This window comes from Albimonas donghaensis, assembly GCF_900106695.1.
Lineage (GTDB): Bacteria > Pseudomonadota > Alphaproteobacteria > Rhodobacterales > Rhodobacteraceae > Albimonas > Albimonas donghaensis.
In genome coordinates, this window is sequence record NZ_FNMZ01000001.1 from 14,737 (window position 1) to 38,888 (window position 24,152).

The following is a 24,152-nucleotide window of genomic DNA, read 5'->3' on the forward strand; positions in this document are numbered from 1 at the left end:
CCGCGCCGGCCCGCGCGGGCCGGCGGCCCCGATCCGAACTGCATGAAACCCGTAAGGTGACCTCGATGAAACGCCCGTCCTTCCTTCTGCTCGCCTGCGCGATCGCCGCCTTCTCGCCCCCGGTCGTCGCCACCGCGGAGCCCATCGTGGTCAACGTCGACAACTTCGACCGCGCCCAGACCGACCTGGAATTCGACGGCATCGTCAAGATGGCGGGCGGCGTCAACAAGCTGCACCACAACCGCGCGCCGACGCCGATCGACAAGCAGAACGTGATCCGGATGAACCGCGACACGCTCTACAGCCTCGGGGTCATCGACATCTCCAAGGGCGCCACGGTGACCCTGCCGGACGCCGGCGAGCGATACATGTCGCTGATGGTCATCAACAACGATGGCTATGTGAACGAGGTCTTCTACGGCGGCGGCGCCCACAAGCTGAGCGTCGAGGCCTTTGACACGCCCGTCGTCGGCGTCGTGATCCGGACGCTGGTGAACGCGGCGGACGACGCGGATGTCGCCGAAGCCCACAAGCTTCAGGACCGCATCGAGATCGCGGCCGGGTCCGACGCCCCCTTCGTCCTGCCGGATTACGACATGGCGAGCCACAAGGCGACGCTGGCGCCGATCCTGGAGCTGGCCAAGGGGCTGAAGCGCTACATCCGCACCTTCGGCTCGAAAACGGAGGTGGATCCGGTCCATTTCATGATCGGCTCCGCGTCGGCCTGGGGCGGCCTGCCGGACAAGGCCGCGGTCTATGTCAACGTGCAGCCCGAGCTTCCGGTGGGCGCCTACGAACTCACGGTCAGGGACGTGCCGGTCAAGGGCTTCTGGTCGATCAGCCTCTACAACGCGGCGGGCTATTTCCAGAAGAACGACCTCGGCGCCTACAACCTCAACAACCTGATCGCCAGGCCGAACGCAGACGGCTCCTACACGATCCGCTTCGGCGAATGCGGCGCGGAGGTGGAGAACTGCCTGCCGATCATGAAGGGCTGGAACTACGCGGTCCGCATGTATCAGCCCGACGAAGCGATCCGGAACGGCGCGTGGACCTTCCCCGGTCCGCCGACGCCGCGCGGCGAATGAACAATGAAATGATCCCAGACATCAGAACGATGAGAGGAACCGCCCGATGACCCGCCCGATGACCCGCCCGATGACTCGAACGATGATGACCTCCGGGCTCGCGCTCGCCCTGGCCTTCGCCGCGGCGACGGCCCGGGCCGAGGTGTCGCAAGCCACCCTCGACGCCATCGGCGCGCCCGACACGCTTGAGACGCCGATGGGCGCGATGACCTTCACCGACGGCGCGCCGACCGCCGAGACCGCGCGGAAGGTCTTCGACGCGCTTGATTTCACCCGTGCGCTGAACGTCTACAACAACAGCTTCCGCGGCGCCTCCGCCCTTGGTTTCCACAAGGGGTTCCAGAGCATCGGCGCCGACTACAACGAAGTGGTCATCACGTCGAAGCTGCTGGACTCGGAGTCCATCTTCCTGACCGGCAACGCCGACACGGTTTATTACCTTTCGGTCATCGACCTCTCCAAGGGGCCGATGGTGATCGAACAGCCCTCCGACGGCGTGGGCACCATCAACGACATGTGGTTCTCCTGGATCATCGACGTGGGCGGCCCCGGGCCGGATCGCGGGCAGGGCGGCAAATACCTGATCGTGGGGCCGGACTATGACGGCCCGCTGCCCGAGGGCGGCTATTTCACCGCCCATTCCAAGACCAGCCGCATTCTCTACGCCTCGCGCGCCTATCTGGTGGACAGCGATCCCGCGCCGGCCGTGGCGAACATCCGCGACAACCTGAAGATCTATCCGTATTCGCCGGGCGGCTACGGCACCAGCATCGCCCAGGCGCTGACCGGCGCGGTCCGGCTCGGCGCCGACGCGAAGATCCCCGAGACGACGTTCGTCGAGGCGAGCGACCTGTCGTTCAACACCGTGCCGCCGAGCGACATCGGTTTCTACGAGTGGATCAACGAGAACGTGCAGGCCGAGCCCGCCACCAGCTATGACGTCGAGCTCGCCGGCCAGCTCGCCGCCATCGGCATCGTCAAGGGCCAGGACTTCGCGCCGGACGACCGGATGAAGAAGATCCTCTCCGAGGCCGCCGCCGTCGGCCAGGCCGCCGGCCGGGTGCTGAACTGGAGGCCCTACGGCGCCCATCCCGACTGGGCCTATTACGACGGCTCGATGTGGGGCAGCATGCTCTGGGAAGGCGGCGCCTTCTTCGAAACCCCGCCCCCGGCCTTCGAGAAGGGCGAGTTCAAGCCGCAGGCCCCGACCGGCGCCCGCACGCTCGATAGCCGCACGGCCTTCTACTACGGCTACACGCTCGACAGCCCCGGCATGATCATGCGCATCCCCGGCGTGGGCTCGCAGTATCTGATGGGCTTCGTCGATGCGGGCGGCGATCCCATGGACGGCGCCAAGACCTACAAGGTGACGTTGCCCAAGGACATCCCGGCGGAAGCGTTCTGGTCGCTCACCATCTACGACAACCAGACCCGCTCGATGCTGAAGACGCCGCAGAAATACCCCCGCGCCGGGTCGCAGAGCTATCCCTCGCCCGCGGCGAAGGCGGCCGAGGACGGCTCCACCACGATCTGGTTCAGCGCGGAGCAGCCCGCCGGGGTGGATCGCGGCAACTGGATCCAGACCGACCCGCAGAAGGGCTGGTTCACCATCCTGCGCCTCTACAGCCCGCTGCCGTCGTTCTTCGACAAGTCCTGGCGGCCGGGCGAGATCGAGCTGGCGCAGTAAGCCGCCCTCCGATCCGGCCGAACACCGGCGACACTGGCGCGCCCGGGTTCCGCTGGGTATCGTCCGAACCTCGACCCCCGGCGGCCGCCTCGCAGGCGGCCGCCGGGGCGCGACGCCTCCGCACCCGCGCCCGGCCCCTGCACGCCGCGGCGCGGCCGCCCGTTTCCCTGCAGCACAGGATCAAGCCACATGAGGCGCCCAAGAGCCTTCCCCACGGCCGCGACGCTCGCCCTCGCGCTTCTGGCGAGCGGACCGCCCGCCGCGGCGCAGACCGCATCCGGCACGGTCACCATCTCGCAAACCCAGGTGGCCCTCCTGGTGAGCGGCGCCCTCGGCGGCGGCGTGCTGACCTATGAGGGCCGCGAGCACCCGTTCACCATCGGCGGCCTCGGCTACGGCGGCCTCGGCATCTCCACCATCGAGGCGTCGGGAAAGGTCTACGGGCTGGAGCGGCTCGAGGATTTCGAAGGCCCCTTCGCGCAGGGCCGCGCCGGCGCCGTGGCCGGAACCGAGCAGGTCGAGGGCGGCATCTGGCTGGTCAACCCGCAAGGCGTGACCGTCGAGCTCAAGAGCCGGCGGGAGGGCTACGCCCTGTCCCTCGGCGGCGACGCCGTCTTCGTGAAATTCAAATGAGGGGGGCGGCCATGAGTTACCGCAGCATCTTCGCCGCGATCGCGCTGGCGGCGTCGGCCTCCGGCGCGCTCGCCCAGCAGGCGGCGGACGGGTCCGCGACGGTCGACGCGTTTTCGGTCTGGTCGGCCGCGGGCGTCGTCATCGCCACCGGCCCCCGGTCCCACGCCTTCGCGGGCGAGATGAGCGGGCCCTACTTCGTCGATGCCGGCGAGGGCCCGGTTCCGGCGGGGCGCATCGTATGCGTCGGCGCGCTTGAGGGCGACGAGGCCACCGGCCGCCAGAGCGGCGCGGCGACCTGCCAGCTGCGCGCCATCGACGGCGCCGTGGCTTACGGCGGCTTTTCCTGCGAGGGTTGGCGGCTTGTCGGCTGCACCGGCCGGTTCGAAATCACCGGGGGCGAGGGCCGCATGGCCGGCGTCACCGGCGAAGGGTCGATCACCCTGCGCCGCTACGAGACGTCGCTGGCCGAGCTTTCGAGCGGCGAAGCGGAGGAGACCGGCCTGGGCATCGCCTACTGGCGCGGCTTCACGCTGCATCCCGCCGCGTCGCCGGAATGACCGCAGGGCGGGCGCGTCGGCCGATCTTCGCCGCGCCCGCCGCCACGCCTTCCGGGCGCGTCGAGCCGGCGCGCCCGGATTTTCGCCTGACGCCCGAGGGAACGCCGCGATGAAACCCCGCTCGACATTCGCCTTGCGCCTGCTGATCGCCACCACCGCGATCGCCGGGCCCGCCGCCGCGCAGGACGCGGGCTGGACCGGGGCGCTGTCGGTCTACGGCTGGCTTCCAACGGTGAGCGGCACGGCGACCTTGCCCCGGTCGGGCCTGAGCACCGATCTGTCGTCCGACGGCGGCGACATCCTGGAGGCGCTGAACTACGCCTTCTTCGCCAACGGCGAGCTGCGCAAAGGCTCCTGGGCGGTGTTCGGCGACCTCGTCGCGACGGAGCTGAGCTCGGCCGAGACCCGGACCGGGCCCGCCGCCGCGCGCGTCAAGGGAGTGGTGGACCTCGGGCTTTTCACCCTCGGCGCCTCGTGGCGGGCCTACGAGGACGCGCGCGGCTCGATCGACCTGCTGGGGATCGGCCGCATCACCCATGTCGGCCTCGATATCTCCGCCACCGGCGGCGGGGGAGCCGGCGCCCGGCGGTCCGCGAGCCGGGACGAGACATGGTTCGACCCGCTCTTCGGCCTGCGCGGCCGATACGCCCTGACCGAGGACTGGGGCCTTCGCGGCTCGGCCTCGGCGGGGGGCTTCGGCATCGGCAGCGAAATGACCTGGGACCTCTACGCCGGCGTCACCTACGCGTTCAGCGAGCGCTGGGTGGGCGAGGCCGGCTACCGGTTCCTGGCGATCGACTATCAGGCGAAGCGCGTCGATCTCGACGTCGACATTCATGGGCCGGTCATCGGCCTCACGATGCGGTTTTGAGGCGGGCCTAGGGCCGTCGCCGGGTTTCCTCGCCCGGCTGGCGGCTCTGGTCCGAGTGCCGACGATCCGGCCAGCACGCTGTCCAACCCCCATCGCGCGCCCGTTCCGCATGCCGCGGCGGTCGAACCAGGGCCGACCGGCGTCGCGCCGCGACGGCAGGGCCCGCGGAGCCGCGCCATGCTCGGCGACCGCATCCGGTCCTGCGCGCAGAGCGCACCGAAGATGAACGCCTCCTCCCCCCGCGGCTGAAGCCCGGCGAGACCATGCCGCCCATGACGGGGCAGGGTCGAAGGGGCTGACGGGAGACCGTCGGGCGTCGCTCGGCGCAGCCGGGCAGGCGTGGAAACCCGCGCCGCATCGGCGCGGGCATCCTTCGCCGGGACTGTGAATTTTTTGCGAAACAGGGCTTGGACAGGAGGGGCGTCATTGCCGCCTCCACGATGATTTGTGTATTCATGAATTGTCGAATCGACGTCTGAAGCACAGTCGCTCGGCATTCGGCCCAGACGCGGCGCCACGGAAGGGGGGGACGGTTTCATGGCTTTCGGATACCGGCGGCCCGCCTTCGTCGGGGCGACCTCCGCGTTGGCGAAGACGCCCGCTGCGACATCGGGGCGTCTTCGCCCGGGCGGGCGCGAGACCATTCACAGGAGCTAAGATGACCTACGTCAAGCTGGCCGTTTCGATGCTCGCCATCGCTTCGGCCTCGACCGCGATGGCCCAGTCCCGCGACCAGATCCGCATCGTCGGCTCTTCGACGGTGTTCCCCTACACCCAGGCGGTGGCGGAGCAGTTCTCCAACACCACCGGCGCCCCCTCGCCCATCGTGGAGTCCACGGGCACCGGCGGCGGCATGCAGATCTTCTGCCAGGGCATCGGCGAGCAGCATCCCGATGTCACCGGCGCCTCCCGCGCCATGAAGCCGTCCGAGTACAAGCTGTGCCAGGACAACGGCGTCGAGAGCATCTCGGAAGCGATGATCGGCTATGACGGCCTGTCGCTGGCCGTGTCGCGCGAAAGCGCCTTCGAATGGGATCTCACGCTCGCGGAGGTCTATCTCGCGCTGGCCGCCCAGGTTCCGGTCGACGGCGAATGGGCCGACAACCCCTACACCATGTGGAACGAGATCAACGCGGACCTGCCCGCGGTGGAGATCCTCGCCTACGGCCCGCCGCCGACCTCCGGCACCCGCGACGCCTTCGTCGAACTGGCCATGCACGCGGGCTGCGAAGAGCTGGACTACGTGAAGAACGGCGATTTCGACGGCGACTGGATCGGCGAGAACTGCTCGCGCATGCGCACCGACGGGCCGTTCGTCGAGGCGGGCGAGAACGACAACCTGATCGTGCAGCGGCTCCAGGCCGATGCCAACGCCGTCGGCATCTTCGGCTACTCGTTCCTCTATGAGAACATGGACACGCTGAAGGCGGTGGATATCGCCGGCGTCTCGCCGAGCGAAGAGACCATCGGCGACTTCTCCTACCCGGTCTCGCGGCCGCTGTTCTTCTACGTGAAGAACGCTCATCGCGGCGTGATCCCCAACCTCGACGAGTTCATCGCGGAATACATGTCCGACGATGCGCTGGAGCCGGGCGGCTACCTGTCCGAGCGCGGGCTGGTCTCCCTGTCCGCCGATCGCCTCACCGCGCTTCAGGACGCGGTTCTGGACGGCGCGCCGATGAGCGCGCCGGAGTAACGCCACGTAGAACGGCGGCCGCCCGATCCCTCGGGCGGCCGCTTCGCTCGATGCCGCGCGACAGGCGCGCAATCAACGTCGGGACTGTTCATGACCGCCCTCGCCTTCGCGATTCTGCTTCTGACGGCCTGCGCCGGCTACGCCTTCAACCGCCGCGCCGCCATGGCCCTTCAAACCAACGGCGTGCGGCTGCACTCGATCCCCTGGTTCCACGGGCTGTTCTCCGGCCTGACCATCCTGATCCCGGTTCTGGTGCTGGTGCTCGCCTGGCTGGTGTTCCAGTCGCCGCTCATCGACCGTGCGGTCATGGCCGGGCTGCCGGACGCCGAGACCTCCGGCCTGGCGTCGGGCGAACGGCAGCTGCTGCTGGCCGAGATCAAGTCGATCGCGGGCGGCCGCGTCTTCGGTCAGCCGGAGGCCTGGAAGCTCGCGGCGGCGGAGCGGATGACGTTTCTCCAGCAGGCCGCCACCCTTGGAATGGTGGTCTTCACGCTGGCCGGTTCCGGCGCGCTGCTGCTGCACGCCCGCCGCAAGGTGTCGCCCGACTTCCGCGCCCGGCAGGGGGCGGAGCGGCTGGTGCAGGGCCTGATGATCTTCTGCTCCGTCGTGGCGATCTTCACCACCATCGGCATCATCGCGGCGCTGCTGTTCGAGACGATCAAGTTCTTCCGCATGGTTCCGCTGACCGACTTCCTGTTCGGCGTGAACTGGGAGCCGCAGATCCCGATCCGCGAGGACCAGGTCGCCGCCGAGGGCGCCTTCGGCTGGATCCCCGTGATCCTCGGCACGCTGGTCATCACCGTCGTCGCGCTGATCGTGGCGATCCCCGTCGGGCTGATCTCGGCCATCTACCTCAACGAATTCGCGCCGCGCCCGGTGCGCCAGGCCGCCAAGCCGCTGCTGGAGATCCTCGCCGGCGTGCCGACGGTGGTCTACGGCTTCTTCGCCATCCTCGTGGTGGCGCCCGCCATCCGCAGCGCCGGCCAGTCGATCGGGCTCGACGTGGCGCCCAACACCGCGCTGGCGGCGGGCGGCGTGATGGGGATCATGCTGATCCCCTTCATCTCCTCCTTCGCCGACGACGCCATGTCGGCCGTGCCGCATGCGCTGCGCGACGGCGCGCTGGCGCTGGGCGCGACGCGGGCCGAGATGATGCTGGGCGTGGTCTTCCCCTCGGCGATCCCGGGGATCGTCGGGGGCGTGCTGCTGGCCGTCAGCCGCGCCATCGGCGAGACGATGATCGTGGTGATGGCCGCGGGGCTGATCGCCTCGCTCACCCTCAACCCGCTCGACAGCGTCACCACGGTCACCGTTCAGATCGTGACGCTGCTCATCGGCGACACCTCTTTCGACAACCCCAAGACGCTGGCCGCTTTCGCTCTGGGCATGATGCTCTTCCTCGTGACGCTCGCGATCAACGTCTTCGCCCTCCGCATCGTGCGGAAATATCGCGAAGCCTACGACTAAGGATACCCAGGATGACCGAAACGTCCTCCGGCGCTCCGACCCGGTTCGCCGACGGCGCGAGATCGCCCCACCTGGCGCGTCGGCGTCGCAAGCAGAAGCTGCTCCAGGCCTTCGGCGTCGCCGGCCTGGGCGTGGCCACGCTGATGCTGTCGATCCTGATCGGCTCGCTCGTGGTCAGCGGCTACAAGGCCTTCACGCAGACCCATGTCACGCTCGACGTGTTCATAGACCCGCAGGAGGTCACGGCCGAACGCCTGCCCCGCGGCGGCTTCGACGACGTGCTGGCGCGGAGCCTCGCGGAGCAGCTCGCCGATCTGGACGCCTCCGACCGCGCGACGCTGCGGCAGGCCACGTCGATCCTGTCGAACGGCGCGCAGTTCCAGCTTCGCGACGCGGTCGTCGCGGATCCCGCGCTGATCGGGACGAGCGTGACGATCACGGTTCCCGCCTCCGATCCGTTCGACCAGCTCAACAAGGGCCTCGTCGATCGCGACACGCCGGAGGGTCAGCGCCGGGTCAGCGATGTCCAGATCGCATGGTTCGACCAGCTGGCGGCGCAGGGGGCGGTGTCCAAGCCCTTCAACTGGGCGCTGTTCTTCAACGCCGACAGCCGGTTCCCCGAACAGGCCGGGCTCTGGGGCGCCATCGTGGGGTCCTTCTGGGCGCTGCTGACCTGTTTCGTGATCTCCTTCCCGCTCGGCATCGGGGCGGCCATCTATCTTGAGGAATTCGCCCCGAAATCCCGCCTCAGCGACTTCATCGAGGTCAATATCAACAACCTGGCCGCCGTGCCGTCGGTGGTTTTCGGGCTGCTGGCGCTGGCCGTCTTCATCGGCTGGTTCGGCATGCCGCGCTCGGCGCCCGTGGTCGGGGGGCTGACGCTGGCGCTCATGACCATGCCCACCATCATCATCGCCACGCGCGCGGCGCTGAAGGCCGTGCCGCCGTCGATCCGCGAGGCGGCGCTGGGGGTTGGCGCGTCGCGGCAGCAGGTCGTGTTCGACCATGTGCTGCCGCTGGCCATGCCGGGCATCCTCACCGGGACCATCATCGGTCTGGCCCAGGCGCTGGGAGAGACGGCGCCCCTGCTGCTGATCGGCATGAACGCCTTCATCACCTCCGCCGCGAGCACGCCGTTCGACAGCGCCACCGCCCTGCCGACGCAGATCTTCATCTGGGCGGACAGCCCCGAACGGGGCTTCGTCAGCCGGACCTCGGCGGCGATCCTTGTGCTGCTGGGCTTCCTGGTCCTGATGAACGGGCTCGCGATCTTTCTCCGCAGCCGTCTGGAACGGCGCTGGTGATCTCCGGCCGGGCGCTCGCCCGGGCCATGGCCTCGCCGCCCGCGCCGCGCGGGCGGCGAGGCCGGGGCGCGGCGCCCCGCGACGCCGGCTGCGGGCTGGCGGAGTCTTGCCGCATCCGCTAGGAATGCGGGTTCCTGCGCGACCCTGCGTCTTCGAATCCGGACGGGCCGGCTCGCGTCGGGACCCGCGGTCAAGACGCCGAGCGACAGATGAACTTGGAAACCACGCTGGAGGGGCTCGGCGCGCTCGCGCATGCCGGGCGCATGTCTGTGTTCCGGCTGCTCGCGCGGCGGGCGCCGGAAACGGTCTCGGCCGGCGACCTGGCGCGGGCGCTTGACCTCAAGGCGAGCACGCTTTCGGTCTATCTCTCGATCCTGACCCGCGCGGGCCTTGTCCGGCAGGAGCGCGCCGGGCGCTTCATTCGCTATGGCATCGACCTCGACAATCTGGGCCAGCTGGTCGAGCATCTCGTCAACGACTGCGGCCGGGGACGTCCGGAGATCCTGGCCAACCTCGTCGGCGAGGCGCCGCGTCCGACCGGCCTGCCGGCGGAGGACGTCTGCAACGTCCTGTTCGTGTGCACGGGCAACTCCGCGCGGTCCATCTTCGCCGAAGCGCTTCTGGAGCAACTGGGCGGCGGCCGTTTCCGGGCGTTCTCCGCCGGGACGTCTCCCTACCCTGCGCTGAACCCGTTCACCGAAGAGGTTCTGCGGGCGGAAGGCCATGACGTCTCGAAATACCGTCCCAAGCCCGTCGACATGTTCTACGAGCCCAACGCCCCGAAGATGGATTTCGTGTTCACCGTTTGCGATCATGCCGCGAACGAGGAATGTCCGCCGCTTCCCGGGCAGCCTGTCTCCGCTCATTGGGGCATGGCCGATCCGGTCCGGCTGGTGGGAAGCGTGGCGGAGCAGGCGCTGGCGTTCCGGCAGACCTATGGCGGTCTGCAACGCCGTCTGGAGGCCTTCGTCGCGCTGCCGTTCACGCGATTGAACCGGCTCTCGCTGCAGCGGAAGCTTGACGCGATCGGGCGGTCCTCCGGGGATATTCCCAGCCTGCGCCAGGTGGTGCTCGAAGATACGGACGATTGATCGGGCTGCGGGTTCCACCCAGCGAAGGCGCTCGGGTCAACAGGCGTGGAGCCCGCCCCGCCGAAATCGGTTGGACTCGGGCGCATCCCGAAGCATCGCCCGCCGCCGGATGGCGCATGGCAGGAACGCCGCGCCGGGGGCGCACGCTCAGGCTTCGACGCCGGGCTCAGCCGACCGCTCGGCGTTCGGACGATCCGGGACGCGAGGCTGGGATGTCGTCATCCCGATGGCGTTCGAGGAACGGGCGAGGCAGACTTGATCCGGGGGCCGCGGAACCGGCGGCAGGTCAGGCGCGGAACGACCGGAAAGGACCAGTTCAATGACGATCCCGCATTCGAAAAGCGCATCCCGTGGACCCGGAAGCCCGGACGTCGTCGGCTTCTACGACCCGGCGTCGGGAAGCTGCCAATATATCTGCATCGACCCGGCGACGAGAAAATGCGCGCTGATCGACGTGGTTCTGGACTTCAACCCGGCCCGCGCCCGCACCTCGACCGAGGCCGCCGACTGGGCGCTTGACTGGATCGAGCGCGAGGGCCTGAGCCTTGAGTGGATCCTCGACACGCACCCCCATGCAGATCATCTGATGGCGGCGGGGTATCTCAAGCGGAAGACCGGAGCGCCTAACGCCATCGGCGAGAAGGTCAGGGAGATCGCAGGCCTCTGGCGCGACTTCTACAACACGCCGGACGCATTCGACCCGGAGGCCGGTTTCGACCGGCTTCTCGCCGACGGCGACAGGTTCCGCATCGGCGATCTTGACGTGCGCGTGATGCTGTCGCCGGGCCACACGCTCGGCTCGATCACCTATGTGGTCGGGGACGCGGTGTTCGCCCATGATACGTTCATGCAGCCCGACAGCGGCACCGCGCGCGCCGATTTCCCCGGCGGATCGGCGGCCATGCTCTACGACTCGCTGATGGCGATCCTGGCGCTGCCCGACGACTTCCGGATCTTCATCGGCCACGACTACGGCGCGGAAGGCCGCGACGCCCCCGCCTGGGAAAGCACGGTGGCCGAGCAGAAGGCCTCGAACAAGCATCTGGGCGGCGGCGTCGAAAAGGACGAGTACGTCACGCTGCGCGAGGGCCGCGACGCCACGCTCAACCTGCCTGACAGGATGCTCCACGCGCTCCAGGTAAACCTGCGGGGCGGCCGGCTGCCGGAGCCGGAGGCGGATGGAAACAGCTACTTCAAGATACCTGCGAACCGGTTCTGATCGTGCGGCCACTCCCGTAGCGCCCCCCCCGAAGGCCGGACTGGCCCCTCCCGCGCAGTCGGGGGGCGGCTTCGCGGCCGCCGATCCGGTTCAGCGAGGGCGCGACGCGGGCCGTGTCATTCGCCCTGCCATTCGGCGATGAAGCGCACGAATATCCGGGTCAGGCTCTCGCGCCGCGATGTGTCGGGCCAGACGGCGAAAAAGCCCAGCGGGATCAGCCGCCAGTCGGGCAGCAGGCGCACCAGCTCGCCCGAGGCTTCGCCGCGCGCGGCGAGATGTTCCGGCAGGACCGTGGCGCCGAGGTTCCGGCAGGTGAAGTGGTAGAGCGCATCGATGCTGTCGGCCTCGAGCCGGGGCTGGCCCTGGACCTTCCGCGTCTCGCCCCCCGGCCCGTGCAACGTGATGCTGTCCGGGCGGTGCTTGTAGCTCAGCCAATCCCAATGCTCGAGGTCGGAGGGTTGTGCGGGCGGGGGGCGGGTCGCCGCGTATCCGGACCCCGCCACCAGGGCCCGTTCGCTTTCGCCCAGCTTTCGCGACATCATCGAACTGTCGTCCAGCCATCCGGCGCGGATGGTCACGTCGAACCCGTCCTCCAGCAGATCCGTCCGCCCGTCGGTGAAACTGACCGACACCGCGACCTGCGGGTGCCGCCGCACGAATTCCGCGATGGCCGTCGCCAGGGCGGAGGATGACATGAAGGCCGGCATCGAGACCCTGAGCGCGCCCACCGGCGCCAGCGCCAGGGCGTTGAGCTCGTTCAGGCCGCTTTCGGCGCTGCGCAGCATCTCGGTCGCGCGGGCGTGGAACATGCGCCCTTCGTTGGTGAGGGCGATCTTGCGCGTGGTGCGATAGAGCAGGGTCACGCCCAGAAAGTTCTCGAGATCCGACACCGTTTCGCTGACCCGTGAGGGCGCGAGGCCGATGGCTTTCGCCGCCGCCCGAAAGGACCCTTCGTCGACGACCCGCGCGAAGATCGCCATGTGCCGCAGATGATCGATCATTGTTCCGCTGATCCGAACGATGACTTCCGAAATGCGTGCATACCCGGATCAATGCCGAAGGGATAGGTGATTGCGGCAACAGCACGGAGCATCGACATGAACGCGAGCGCATACTTCGAAACGGAACATGCCCAACGCTACCTGGGCACGCTCTGCAAGCATTTCGGCCACAAGGTGACGGTCGTCCATGAACCCGGCTTCGGCCGGATCGAACTGCCCTTCGGGCGATGCGCGCTGCACGCCGACGCGGCGGGATTGCGCCTGACCGCCACGGCCGACGACCGGCCGATGCTCGACAAGACCATCCAGGTCATGTCCAGCCATCTGGAGCGGTTCGCCTTCCGCGAGAACCCGGACCTCACCTGGACCGGCGCCGAGGGCGGCGAGGCCTGAGGCCCGTCCCCTTCGGGCCCGTCCCGGGATCCCGCCACCGAGCCGCCGGACATGCCGCCCGCGACCCGGTGGCCGGAGCCCCTGTTTCCGATCGTCAGGAGCCGCCCCATGACCTACGCCGTGACCGCCGTCTCCGGCCAGCTTGGCGCCGAGATCGCCCGAAAACTCATCGCCCTGCCGGGCGGCGCCCGCGTCGTCGGGCTGGCCCGCACGCCTTCCAGGGTCGCCGTTCCGGGGATCGAGGCGCGTCCGGGCGACTACGACCGGCCGGAGCAGTTGCGGACCGCGCTGGCCGGGGTCGACGCGCTGGTGATCGTCTCCGGCATGGCCGCGCCCGAGCTTCGCATTCAGCAGCACCGCAACGTGATCAACGCCGCCCGCGCCGCCGGTGTGAAAAAGCTGTTCTACACCAGCATCATCGGCCCGGAGGAGGGCTCCCGGTTCTCCCCCGTCGTGCGAAGCAACCGCCAGACCGAAGCGGACATCCGCGCCAGCGGACTGGACTGGGCCATCGGGCGGAACGGCATCTATATCGAGCCGGATATCGACTTCATCGACAGCTACAAGGCCCGCGGAGAGATCGCCAACAGCGCAGGGCAGGGCCGCTGCGGCTACACCACGCGGCCCGAACTGGCCCATGCCTACGCCGCGCTGCTGACGCGCGACGACGTGAACGGCGGCGTCTATGACCTGAACGGCCCGCCGATGTCACAGACCGAACTCGCGGCCCACCTGAACCGCGCCTTCGACGCCGATCTCGTGTATCGGGAGATGACGCCGGAGGCCTTCGTGGAGGACCGCAGCGCGGCGCTGGGCGACTTCATCGGTCCCATCATCGGCGGCATCTACGAGGGCATCCGGCAGGGCGTCTACGACCGCCCCGGCGACTACGCCGAGGTCACCGGCCGCCCGCACCAGTCCTGGGGCGACTATTTCGCCGCATTCCGCCCCTGAGCGCGACGGAAACGCCGCGCCGCGCTGTGCAACAACCGGTTCATTCGTTCGGCCGTCCGGCCGCTCCTTCCAGGAAAGGCGACAGACATGGCGTCGCGACTCTCTCCCTACTGGCTCTGGGCGCTTCTGGCGCTGCCGGGCCTTGGCCTGTCGGCAAGCATCCTCGGCGCGTCCGGTGTCGAGGCCACCGGGGCCGCCATCCACAAGGCGTTGCATCCCACGGGCGAATTCGCCGCGCGCTTCATGATCATCGCCATGCTGGCCTCGCCGCTGGCGCTGGTGTTCAAGGGCTGGCGCGGGCCGCGCTGGCTGAAGAAGAACCGCCGATATTTCGGTGTCGCGGCCTTCTTCTACGCGCTGGCGCATACGGTGCTGTATCTGATCGACCTGGGCGCCGCGCGGAAAGTGATCGCTGATGTGCCGAACCTCTACATCTGGACCGGCTGGATCGCCTTTCTGATCTTCGTGCCGCTGGCCGTCACCTCTTCGGATCACTTCGTCCGCAGGCTGGGGCGCCGCTGGAAGACGCTGCAACGCACGACCTATGCCGCAGCCGTGCTGACGCTGCTGCACTGGGCCGCGCTGCACGACTGGGGCGGACTTGTCCCCGCGCTGGTGCATTTCGTCCCGCTCGGCCTGCTGGAGGCCTACCGCGTCTGGTACTGGCGCCTGCGCCCGAGGCCGCAGACCGCTTGAGGGCCGGGGGATCGGGCGCTTGCCTTGGCGAATGATCTCACGCGGCGGGGAGAGGTTTCTCGCGCCTGCCGCTGACCTGCGCCGACAGCGCCGCGCCTTGCCCTACGCGCCCGCCTGATCCGACCATTCGGGGCGATTTCCCAGCCGCTCGATCAGGAAGTCGATGAAGATCCGGGTTTTGGGGGTCAGCACGTTTGACCGCGGATAGACCAGCCAGAGCACGGTGCGTTCGTTCAGCCTCCAGCCCGGCAGGACGCGGATCAACCGGCCCGCCTTCAGGTCATGGGCGATGTTCCAGAGCGAATTGACCGAAATGCCGACGCCCGCCGTGGTCGCCCTCCGCTGCGCGGCGCCGTCATCCACGATCGTGCGGCAGGTCATCCTTTCCGGGTCCAGCGTGGCGGTCGCGCCATCGTCATGGATAAGCTCGCGGGTCCCGGCGCTGCTCCAGGCGATGAAGCGGTGGTTCGCGAGGTCGGCGGGCGTCGCGGGCAGCCCGGTCCTCGCAAGGTAGTCGGGCGAGGCGCAAAGCACGCGGCTGTCATCCGACAGCTTGCGGCCCTTCAGGCTGTTGTCGGCCAGGGGCGCGCTGCGCAGCGCAAGGTCGAAGCTGCCTTCGATCGCGTCGAACCGCGTGTCCGACAGCCGCAGGTCGAGCGTCAGATCGGGATAGAGCGCCTGAAACTCGGGCAGGAGCGGCATGATGTGCAGCTGCGCGAAACTGCTGGGGGCTGCGAAGCGCAACGTGCCCGACGCGCCCGCGCCCGAGCCCCCGAGCGCCGCGCGCGCCGCCTCCGCCTGCGCCAGAATTTCGCGCGCATAGGGCAGGAAATCGGATCCTTCGAGCGAGAGCGACACCTTGCGCGTCGTGCGGCGCAGCAGTTCCACGCCCAGCTCGGTCTCCAGCTTGGCCAGGCGCGCGCTCGCGACCGCCGGCGCCAGACCAAGCTCACGTCCCGCGGCGCTGATGTTGAGCCGTTCGGCCGCCATGACGAACAAGCGCAGGCAGTCGGTGTCCATCGCCATTATATCCGAAAAGCGGAAACAGAACTCCGATAGGCGCCGATTTTATTCGTCAGGGCAAGTGATATCTCGGGGGCAACCCAACGCCCTGCCAATGGATACAGCCATGAACGCCATCGCCGACATCACCCCCGACATCACCCCCGACATCCAGGCCCGGATCATCGACGCCTTCAACTTCCGCCACGCCACCAAGGTCTTCGACCCCGAGCGCAAGGTGGACGCGCGCGCCTTCGAGACGATCCTCGAAGCCGCGCGCCTGTCGCCGACCTCCTTCGGACACGAGCCGTTCAAGGTGCTGGTCATCCAGACCCCGGAAAAGCGCGAACTGCTTCGCGACTTCTCCTGGGGCGCCAACGGCATGATGAGCGGCACCACCGGCCAGTTGGGCACGGCGAGCCATTTCGGCATCATCCTCGCCAGCACCGCCGAGACGATGACGGCCGGGTCGGACTACCTTGTGGATCACTACAGGACGGTCAAGCAGCTGCCCGAAGAGGTGATCGAGATCTTCAACGGCGCCTATGGCCGGTTCCAGACCACCGACCACGGCATCACGACGGATCGCGAGATCGCCGACTGGGCGGGCAAGCAGGCCTATATCGTGCTGGCCAACATGATGACCACGGCCGCGCTGATGGGCATCGACAGCTGCCCGATCGAAGGCTTCGACATGGCGCTCACGACGCAGACGCTCGGCCGGGATTTCGGCATCGACACCGGCAAGTGGAAGCCGGCGGTGATGTGCGCCTTCGGCTACCGCGCCAAGGACCCCGAGTTCCCGAAGACCCGCCGCGCCATGGCGGACACGGTCAGCTGGTTCTGACGCGCGCAGGCGACCCCCGCCATGAAAGGAGCTTCCCAAGTGGTCTGCTATTCCGTTCTCGACGTCACCCCGTCCAGCGAAGACTGGATCCCCGGCTACCTCCCCGCCGCGAATGCGCGTGTCGCGGCGCATGGCGGGACATACCTGGCCCGCACGGCGTCCCACGAACAGGTCGAAGGCGGCGACCAGCCGGCCGCGCTGCGGATCATCATCGAATGGCCGTCGAAGGCGCATGCCGAAGCCTTCATGGCCGATGAAGCCTATGCGCCGCATCTCGCCGCGCGGAGCAGGGGGTCCGTCAGCCACCACTACCTGATCGAAGGCAGGGACGACCTGGCCTGAGCGACCCCGCCCGCCGGGCGCATCCGGCGGGCGGTCTTCGATCGCCCAAGGCGCCATCGGCCGCATCGAGGATGCGTCCGTCACGACGATCCGGCCACGCGTCGAACGCCGGACGCTGGCGCGGCGCTGAACCCGCGGGAGGAGAGACGACATGCCGGACAGGCCCGATGCCGACAGCTTTCAGAAGCTCAACCGCGCCCATGACGCGGTGTTCCGTCCCCGACGCCTGAGCCTCGGGCTCGTGGCGCCGCTGGACGCGCATGGCCCCGACCCGGTTCCCGATCTGACGCGCCATATCGAGCGCGCGCAACTGGCCGACCGGTTGGGGTTCTCGGCGCTCTGGCTGCGCGATGTGCCGTTCAACGTGCCGTCCTTCGGCGATGCCGGGCAGGTGTTCGATCCCTTCGTCTATCTGGGCGCGCTGGCCATGGCGACGCAGGACATCGCGCTGGGGGTGGCGAGCGTGGTCCTGCCGCTGCGCCATCCCGCGCATGTGGCCAAGGCCGCGGCCTCGGCGGATGCGCTTTCCGGCGGGCGGCTGCTGCTCGGCATCGCCTCCGGCGACCGGCCCGAGGAATACCCTGCGCTGAACATGTCCTTTCCCGATCGGGGCGCGCGGTTTCGCGACAGCGTGGACTACATCCGCGCGATGGGCGCGGACCATCCCCGCATCGAGACGGCGCAGGGCGTGCTGACCGGCGGGATCGACATGCTTCCCAAGCCGGTGGCGGGGCGCTTGCCGCTGCTGATCACCGGCGGCAGCCGGCAATCGCCCGAATGGGCGGCCCGGAACGGCGACGGCTGGATGACCTATCCGCGCGACCCCGCGGCCCAGGGCAGGGCGGTCGCGGAGTATCGCCGCAGGATCGCCGAGGCGGGTTCCCCCGACAAGCCGGTGATGCAGTCGCTCTATGTGGATCTCATGGACCAGCCGGACGCCCCGCCGCGCCCGATCCATCTGGGCTTCCGGTCCGGCACGGATTTTCTGCGACGGCATCTGGCCGAATTGCGCGACCTCGGCATCAACCATGTCGCCCTGAACCTGCGCTTCAACGGCGCCGATATCGAAGACACGATGCATCGCCTCGCCGAGGCGCTGCTGCCGGAATTCTCCAACGCGGAGACGCATCCATGACCAGGACTATCCTCATCACCGGCGCAACCGACGGTATCGGACGCCTGACGGCCCGGACGCTGGCCGCGGAGGGGCACAAGGTCCTTTTGCACGGACGCAGCGCCGACAAGCTGGCCGCCGTCGCCCGTGACATGGACGGCGACCCCGAAACCTACCTCGCCGATTTCGCGCGGCTGGACGAGGTGGCCGCGCTCGCCGGGGCGATCCTCGCGCGCCATGAGACGCTTGACGTCCTCATCAACAACGCGGGCGTCTACAAGACGCCGCGAACGCGGACGCCGGCGGGGCTGGACATGCGCTTCGTGGTCAACGCCATCGCGCCCTACCTGCTGACGCGGACCCTGCTTCCGATCCTCCCGCAGGACGGTCGCGTGGTGAACCTGTCGTCGGCGGCGCAGGCGCCGGTCGACCTGGCCGCGCTGCGGGGCGAGGTCGCGCTCGATGACATGGGCGCCTATGCGCAAAGCAAGCTGGCGATCACGATCTGGACGCAGGAACTGGCGCGCCGGCATCCCGAGGGGCCGGTCTTCGTCGCGGTGAATCCCGGCTCGCTGCTGGCGTCGAAGATGGTGAAGGAAGGCTTCGGCGTCGCGGGCAATGACCTGCGGATCGGCGCCGACATCCTGCGCCGCGCCGCGCTGTCGGACGAATTCGCCGAGGCTTCCGGCCGGTATTTCGACAATGACCGCGGGCGGTTCGCCCAGCCCCATGCGGCGGCGCAGGATGCGCGCCACGCCGCCTCCGTCATGCAGGCCATCGGCGATCTCGCCGGGGGATGACGCGCGCCGGGTCAGAGGCGCCACGCGAAGCCGACGGCTTTCTCGGACACCTCCCAGAGGCGGGACATGACGCGCTTGTCATGGGCGTGGGCGTTCAGGACGCCCCTGCCGACCGGGCCGACGACCTCCCGCGTGCCGGTGGGGCCGTAGAGGGCGCGCTGCTCCAGCCCGTCCTCGGTGGCGCACATGAGCTCGGGATAGGCGCCCTGTTCGGCGGTCTGCACCATCGGCGTCTTGGTCATCAGCCACCAGACGAACCGCATCGTCCGGCTGCCGCTGGTGGTGATGAGCGAGGTCGCCGACGCGCCGGGGTGGCAGACATGGACATCGACTTCCGTCCGGCCGGCGGCGGCGAGACGATCCTGCAATTCGTAGGCGAACATCATCTGCGCCAGCTTGCTTTGGCTATAGGCGGCGTTGGCGCCGTAGCCCTTGTCCCAGTTCATGTCGTCGAACCGGATGGTCTTCAGGCCCATGTTGTAGCCCAGGCTGGCCACCACCACGATGCGGCCCCTGCTCGGCGCGATCCGGTCGAAGAGCAGGCCGCACAGCAGGAAATGGCCGTAGTGGTTGGCGCCGAGCTGGCTTTCGAACCCGTCCACGGTCAGCTTGCGGGTGGGAACCTGCGCGATGGCGGCGTTGCAGATCAGCGCGTCGATCCGGGGGACGGTTTCGAGCACCGTTTCCGCGGCCTTGCGCACGCTGTCCAGAACCGCCAGGTCCATTCGGATGAAACCGACATCGGCCCCGGCCCCGAACTCCGACTTCAGCTCCGCGATCGCGGCCTGCGATTTCTCGGCCGAGCGGTTCAGCATCACCACCCTGGCGTTCTTCCGCAGCAGCGTCCGCGCCGCCTGAAAGCCCACGCCGGCATTCGCCCCGGTGATGAGGAAGGTCTTGCCCCGAAGGTCGCCGAGGCGCTCGGGCGTCCAGCCTCCGGGTCCGAAAGTCGTGTCCGCCATGTCATCTCTCCCGCCAGCCCGGGCCGGCCCCTTGCGTGGGTGTGTCTGGAGATGCAGATAAATCTCCCGGGCCATCGAAAACAGGCGGGATCGTCGCGGATACTTGCCTGATCGTATCATCCCGATTGCGTCGCGCCGTTTTCCCCGCCAGCTTGAGCGCATGAGCAAGGACCGGATCAGACGCATCATCGAAGGCCGTCTTCCCGAGGCCGGCCTTTTCGAGACCGGGCTGAAGGGCGTGCGGCTCTTTCGCGTGACCGAGCCCGTGCCCTGCGTGCCGGCCGTCTATGAGCCCACGGTCGTCGCCATCGTCAGCGGCGCCAAGGAAGCCGTTCTGGACGGCGAGCACCATGTCTATGACAGCAGCCGATACATGCTGTGCCCGATGACCCTGCCGGTGGAGGCCGGGGCGCCGCGGGCGTCGAAGGACGACCCGCTTCTGGGCGTCATGATCACGCTGGAGACGCGGGTCATGCGCGCGCTCGCCATCGAGATGGAGACCGCCGCCGGCGCCTCGCGCAGGGCGGAAGGCGCGCCCGCGCAGGCGCTGGCCGTGGCGCGGTGGGATGCGGGCTTCGGCCAGGCGCTGCTTCAGCTGCTGGAGCTGCTCGACGATCCGGTGGATGGGGCGGTGCTGGGGGCGGGGCGCCTGCGCGAGCTCTGCTACGCCGTGCTGAAGGGCGAGGCGGGCGCGGCCGCAAGGCGGGCCTTCGGCGTCGGCAACGAGATCGCGCGCGCCATCGAATACCTCTCGGCCCGCCTGAACGCGCAGGTCGCCATCGACGACATGGCCAGCCATGTCGGCATGAGCCGCGCCGTCTTCCACCGGCGGTTCAAGGAGGCGACGACGATGTCGCCGATCCAGTTCGTGAAGGCGATGAGGCTGAACAACGCCGCGATGCGGATCGCCGAGGGCAAGACCGTGAACGAGGCCGCCTGGGACGTCGGCTACGCGAGCGCCTCTCAGTTCAGCCGGGAGTTCAAGCGCCTGTATGGCCAGTCGCCCAGGGACTGGAGCCGGGGGCTCCGGACGCCGGCCCGATTCATGTAGGGTGGGATGGGCCGCGGGATCGACACGCGCATTCTCGGGACATCGTTCGGCCGGGCGCAGGCGGGAACGGTCCTTCGTTCTGTTCGGGGGCGCGCCCGCCCCCTCCGCCACGCGCCGCCGGGAAAGCGTTTCCCCGCGGCGCGCGGCGTCGGTTCGGCGCGGGGCTGCGCCGTCAGTCGGCCCCGCGCGCGACACCCGATGCGGTCATGCGCGCGCGCTGGATCAGGATCAGCGCGATCGCGATGCCCACGCCGATCGCGTCGGTGATCCAGCCGCCGGCGATCATCGTCAGCCCGCCCGCGCCCAGCGCCGCGCGCACCGCCAGGTTCGCGTGCCCGAAGAACCACCCCTGCACCGCGCAGGACAGGAGGTAGACGCCGACCAGCGCGGTCACGGCGATATGGGCGATCTCGAACCAGCTGCCCTCCAGCAGCATCGCGGGCGAGTAGAAGAACATGTAGGGGACGACGAAGGCGGCGAGGCCGATCTTGAAGCTTTCGACCGAGGTCCGGATCGGGTCCGATCCCGCCAGCGCCGAGCCCGCATAGGCGGCCAGCGCCACCGGCGGCGTGATGGCCGACATCACCGCGAAGTAGAAGATGAACAGATGCGCGGTCAGCGGCGCGACGCCCAGGTTGATCACGCCGGGCGCGATGACGGAGGCCGCCACGGCATAGGCCGCCGTGGTCGGCATCCCCATGCCGAGGATGATCGACACGACCATGGCGAAGAACAGCGCGAGGATCTGGCTCTGGTCCGCCAGCGCCAGCAGCACGGTCGAAAAGCGCGAGCCGATGCCGGTCAGCGCGATGACCCCCACGATGATGCCCGCCGTGGCGCAGACCGCCACCAGCTGCAGCACCATGCGCGCGCCGGTGTCCAGCGCCTGGAACAGCTGCCGCGGCCCCATGCGATGCGGCGTCAGCCAGGACACGACGGCGGCGGTGATCATCGCCAGCGTGCCGCAGCGAATGACCGAATAGCCGGCGAAGAGCGCGTAGATCAGCACCACGATGGGCAGGAACAGGTAGACCTGTCTGGCCAGCTTCCCGAGCTTGGGAAGCGCGTCGCGGGGCAGGCCCTTCATGTCCGCCTTCTTCGCGGCGAGGTCGACCATGAAGTAGACCGAGACGAAGTAGATCACCGCCGGGATGATCGCGGCGTAGACGATCTCCATGTATGCGATGCCGGTGATCTCGGCCATGATGAAGGCGCCGGCGCCCATGATCGGCGGCATGATCTGCCCGCCGGTGGACGCGGCGGCCTCGACGGCGGCCGAGGTCTGGTTGCGGTAGCCCACCTTCTTCATCATCGGGATCGTCAGCGAGCCGGTGGCCACCACGTTGCCCGCCGAGGTGCCGTTGATCATGCCCATCAGGCCGGAGGCGAAGATCGCCACCTTGGCCGGGCCGCCCCGCCGGTGGCCGGCGGCGGCGAAGGCGAGGTTGACGAAATATTCGCCCACCCGCGTCGTCTGCAGGAAGGCGGCGAAGACCACGAACAGGATGATGTAGGTGGACGAGATCGCGATCGGCGCGCCCAGCACGCCGTTGTCGGTGAAGATGTAGGAGAAGAAGCGCTTCACGTCGTAGCCGCGATGCTCGAAAATGCCCGGCAGCCACGGTCCGGCGAAGGCGTAGGCGACGAAGACGGCGGCGATGATCACCAGCGCCAGCCCGGCCACGCGGCGCGTCAGCTCGATGATCAGCAGCACGCCGGTGATGGCCGACCACATGTCGCCGGGCAGCGCCATGGGCATCCCGGCGCGCAGCTGCAGCTGCCGGGCGAAGAAGATCAGGTAGGCGGTGAAGGCGATCGCGGAAAGCGCCAGCAGCACGTCGCCGGGCGCGAACCGCATCCGGCCGCGATGGGGAAACACCCAGCCATGCAGGATGGCCAGCGCCGTGCCGGCGGTCAGCGGGATGCCGAAGGTGGACATGGCCCATTGCGGCGGCAGACGCTCGCCCAGCACGGCGCCGTTGATCCAGACCGCCGCGACCCCGATCAGCCCGTAGACGACGCCGGCCCCGGCGAGCGCCAGCAGCGCCTTGGACAGCAGCCCCTCGCGCCGGGTCGCCTCCGCGTCCTCCCGGAAAGCCTGCGAGCCGAACAGCAGGAAGCCCAGCAGCAGGCCGCCGCCCACATGGGTCAGGCGATAGGCCCAGGTCTCCAGCGGGTAGACGTTCATGACCAGCAGGTGGAACACCGTGTAGGCCACGCACATCAGCGCGATCACCAGGTTTCGGGGGCCGGTGAACAGCCTCTGGTTCGCCGCGACGGGATCGTTGTCGACATTGGCCCGCGCCAGCTGCTGCTCGATGGCGGACTTGCCGTCGTCTTCGGTCGAGGTTGGGCTGTGCTGCCGCTCGGCGTTGTTCATGGACCGGATCGCTCGTGAGAATGGATATGGTTCGGGCGGCGACGCGGAGGTCGCCGCCCGGCAGCCGTCAGATCGTCGTTCGGGACGGCGCGGTCTTACTCGACGGTCGGAACGTCATAGCCGTTTTCCGTGAACCAGCGGGCGGCGCCCGGGTGGAACGGGATCACGGTGTTCTTGACGACATTCTCCGGCAGCGTCTCGCGCGCGGCGGCGTGGTTTGTCATCATGCGGTCATGGTTCTCCATGGCCAGCGCCGTGATCTCGTAGGCCAGGCTCTCGGGCATGTCCGCATGGGCGATGGCGAAGTTCCACAGCGACACGGTCTGCAGGTCCTCGGGCTGATCCTCGTAGGTGTCGGCGGGGATGGTGAAATCCGCCATGGCCGGCACGATCTTCTTCATCGTGGCCAGGGTCTCGTCATCCATCGACAGGAAGCGCACGTCGTTTTCCACGGCCAGCTGCGAATAGGCGCCCGTGGGCAGGCCTGCGGCGTAGACGAAGGCGTCGATCAGCCTGTCCTTGAGCTGTCCGGCCGTGTCGGAGCCGCCGGCGTTGGAAATGGTGACGTCGCCGTAGCCTTCCGCGTTCTCGAAGAAGCGCGTCCAGTAGGTGGCGGACGTGCCGCCCGCCGGGCCGACGCCCACGCGCTTGCCCTGAAGGTCCTGGAAGCTCTCGATGTCCGAAGAGGCCAGCACCGCCGCCTGCAGCGGGGTCTGGTACATCGGGAAGAGCGCGCGCACCGATTCATGCGGGACGCCCGGCATCAGCGGGCTTTCGCCGCGGCGCGCCTCGTCGGCGGGGCCGAGCGTGACGAAGCCCAGCTGGTGCTCTCCGGTCTCGACCAGGGTGACGTTCTGCACCGGCCCGCCGGTGATCTCGACCCCGGCGTTGACGCCCAGCGCTTCGCTGATCATCGCGCCGAAGCCGGAGCCGTAGCCGAAATAGGCGCCGCCCTGGCTGCCGGTGCCGATGGTGAGGCTGGTGGGCCAGTCGGCTT

General features: G+C 68.8%; 22 protein-coding genes and 1 pseudogene. 18 read left to right on the top strand and 5 right to left on the bottom strand.

Annotated features, from left to right (window positions below):
- The first annotated feature begins 65 nt into the window (after positions 1–65).
- The 10 genes from BLV24_RS00070 to BLV24_RS00115 all read left to right on the top strand — a co-directional run bounded on the left by BLV24_RS00070 (position 66) and on the right by BLV24_RS00115 (position 11,613).
- The gene (locus tag BLV24_RS00070; protein WP_092680183.1) at positions 66–1,088 is read left to right on the top strand and encodes a DUF1214 domain-containing protein; all 1,023 of its coding nucleotides are present in this window, start codon (positions 66–68) and stop codon (positions 1,086–1,088) included.
- 46 nt (positions 1,089–1,134) lie between these two features.
- Positions 1,135–2,775: a DUF1254 domain-containing protein gene (locus tag BLV24_RS00075; RefSeq protein WP_218133308.1), complete on the top strand. Its 1,641-nt coding sequence runs from the start codon at positions 1,135–1,137 to the stop codon at positions 2,773–2,775.
- 189 nt (positions 2,776–2,964) lie between these two features.
- Complete coding sequence (locus tag BLV24_RS00080; RefSeq protein ID WP_092679121.1) at positions 2,965–3,408, top strand: hypothetical protein; 444 nt, start codon at positions 2,965–2,967, stop codon at positions 3,406–3,408.
- Between the two features lie 11 nt (positions 3,409–3,419).
- Positions 3,420–3,965 (top strand): hypothetical protein, encoded by a 546-nt coding sequence (locus BLV24_RS00085; RefSeq protein WP_092679122.1) that lies wholly within the window; start codon positions 3,420–3,422, stop codon positions 3,963–3,965.
- Between the two features lie 109 nt (positions 3,966–4,074).
- The gene (locus BLV24_RS00090) at positions 4,075–4,836 is read left to right on the top strand and encodes a porin family protein (protein ID WP_092679123.1); all 762 of its coding nucleotides are present in this window, start codon (positions 4,075–4,077) and stop codon (positions 4,834–4,836) included.
- Positions 4,837–5,494: 658 nt separating this feature from the next.
- Entirely contained in the window at positions 5,495–6,532 is a 1,038-nt protein-coding gene (locus BLV24_RS00095) for a substrate-binding domain-containing protein (protein WP_092679124.1), read from the top strand.
- Positions 6,533–6,622: 90 nt separating this feature from the next.
- Complete coding sequence (gene pstC, locus BLV24_RS00100) at positions 6,623–7,999, top strand: phosphate ABC transporter permease subunit PstC (protein WP_092679125.1); 1,377 nt, start codon at positions 6,623–6,625, stop codon at positions 7,997–7,999.
- Positions 8,000–8,010: 11 nt separating this feature from the next.
- Positions 8,011–9,303, top strand: coding sequence for a phosphate ABC transporter permease PstA (gene pstA, locus BLV24_RS00105; RefSeq protein ID WP_092679126.1), 1,293 nt, complete (start codon positions 8,011–8,013; stop codon positions 9,301–9,303).
- Positions 9,304–9,512: 209 nt separating this feature from the next.
- Positions 9,513–10,394 (top strand): arsenate reductase/protein-tyrosine-phosphatase family protein, encoded by an 882-nt coding sequence (locus BLV24_RS00110; RefSeq protein WP_092679127.1) that lies wholly within the window; start codon positions 9,513–9,515, stop codon positions 10,392–10,394.
- A 319-nt stretch (positions 10,395–10,713) separates the two neighbouring features.
- Complete coding sequence (locus tag BLV24_RS00115; RefSeq protein WP_092679128.1) at positions 10,714–11,613, top strand: MBL fold metallo-hydrolase; 900 nt, start codon at positions 10,714–10,716, stop codon at positions 11,611–11,613.
- A gap of 116 nt (positions 11,614–11,729) precedes the next feature.
- On the opposite strand, the gene BLV24_RS00120 is transcribed toward BLV24_RS00115, so the two are convergent.
- Complete coding sequence (locus BLV24_RS00120; protein ID WP_092679129.1) at positions 11,730–12,614, bottom strand: LysR family transcriptional regulator; 885 nt, start codon at positions 12,612–12,614, stop codon at positions 11,730–11,732.
- Between the two features lie 96 nt (positions 12,615–12,710).
- Between BLV24_RS00120 and BLV24_RS00125 the strand changes: the two genes are divergently transcribed.
- The 3 genes from BLV24_RS00125 (at position 12,711) to BLV24_RS00135 (ending at position 14,657) form a co-directional block, all read left to right on the top strand.
- The gene (locus tag BLV24_RS00125; RefSeq protein ID WP_092679130.1) at positions 12,711–13,007 is read left to right on the top strand and encodes a DUF2218 domain-containing protein; all 297 of its coding nucleotides are present in this window, start codon (positions 12,711–12,713) and stop codon (positions 13,005–13,007) included.
- A 108-nt stretch (positions 13,008–13,115) separates the two neighbouring features.
- On the top strand, positions 13,116–13,961 hold the full coding sequence (locus BLV24_RS00130) for an NAD(P)H-binding protein (RefSeq protein WP_092679131.1): 846 nt from the start codon (positions 13,116–13,118) through the stop codon (positions 13,959–13,961).
- Between the two features lie 87 nt (positions 13,962–14,048).
- Positions 14,049–14,657 (top strand): protein-methionine-sulfoxide reductase heme-binding subunit MsrQ, encoded by a 609-nt coding sequence (locus tag BLV24_RS00135; RefSeq protein WP_092679132.1) that lies wholly within the window; start codon positions 14,049–14,051, stop codon positions 14,655–14,657.
- 102 nt (positions 14,658–14,759) lie between these two features.
- Here the strand turns inward: BLV24_RS00135 and BLV24_RS00140 are convergent, their stop codons facing one another.
- Positions 14,760–15,677 (bottom strand): LysR family transcriptional regulator, encoded by a 918-nt coding sequence (locus BLV24_RS00140; protein WP_092679133.1) that lies wholly within the window; start codon positions 15,675–15,677, stop codon positions 14,760–14,762.
- A gap of 109 nt (positions 15,678–15,786) precedes the next feature.
- On the opposite strand from BLV24_RS00140, the gene BLV24_RS00145 reads away from it, so the two are divergent.
- The 4 genes from BLV24_RS00145 to BLV24_RS00160 all read left to right on the top strand — a co-directional run bounded on the left by BLV24_RS00145 (position 15,787) and on the right by BLV24_RS00160 (position 18,762).
- Positions 15,787–16,506, top strand: a complete 720-nt coding sequence (locus BLV24_RS00145) for an NAD(P)H-dependent oxidoreductase (protein ID WP_092679134.1) — start codon at positions 15,787–15,789, stop codon at positions 16,504–16,506.
- 21 nt (positions 16,507–16,527) lie between these two features.
- Positions 16,528–16,848, top strand: a complete 321-nt coding sequence (locus tag BLV24_RS00150; protein WP_092679135.1) for a DUF1330 domain-containing protein — start codon at positions 16,528–16,530, stop codon at positions 16,846–16,848.
- A 151-nt stretch (positions 16,849–16,999) separates the two neighbouring features.
- Positions 17,000–17,983 carry an LLM class oxidoreductase gene (locus BLV24_RS00155; RefSeq protein ID WP_092679136.1) on the top strand — a complete coding sequence of 328 codons (984 nt, stop codon included), beginning with the start codon at positions 17,000–17,002 and terminating at the stop codon, positions 17,981–17,983.
- Entirely contained in the window at positions 17,980–18,762 is a 783-nt protein-coding gene (locus BLV24_RS00160) for an SDR family NAD(P)-dependent oxidoreductase (protein ID WP_092679137.1), read from the top strand. The genes BLV24_RS00155 and BLV24_RS00160 overlap by 4 nt, the downstream gene beginning before the upstream one ends.
- Positions 18,763–18,773: 11 nt before the next feature.
- On the opposite strand, the gene BLV24_RS00165 is transcribed toward BLV24_RS00160, so the two are convergent.
- Entirely contained in the window at positions 18,774–19,724 is a 951-nt protein-coding gene (locus tag BLV24_RS00165; protein ID WP_092679138.1) for an SDR family oxidoreductase, read from the bottom strand.
- Between the two features lie 160 nt (positions 19,725–19,884).
- On the opposite strand from BLV24_RS00165, the gene BLV24_RS22720 reads away from it, so the two are divergent.
- Positions 19,885–20,775, top strand: coding sequence for an AraC family transcriptional regulator (locus tag BLV24_RS22720; RefSeq protein ID WP_092679139.1), 891 nt, complete (start codon positions 19,885–19,887; stop codon positions 20,773–20,775).
- A 172-nt stretch (positions 20,776–20,947) separates the two neighbouring features.
- Here BLV24_RS22720 and BLV24_RS00175 read toward each other — a convergent pair whose 3' ends face one another.
- Complete coding sequence (locus BLV24_RS00175; protein ID WP_092679140.1) at positions 20,948–23,155, bottom strand: TRAP transporter permease; 2,208 nt, start codon at positions 23,153–23,155, stop codon at positions 20,948–20,950.
- A 95-nt stretch (positions 23,156–23,250) separates the two neighbouring features.
- Positions 23,251–24,132, bottom strand: a pseudogene (locus tag BLV24_RS00180) (TAXI family TRAP transporter solute-binding subunit); the annotation flags it as partial.
- Positions 24,133–24,152 lie beyond the last annotated feature (20 nt).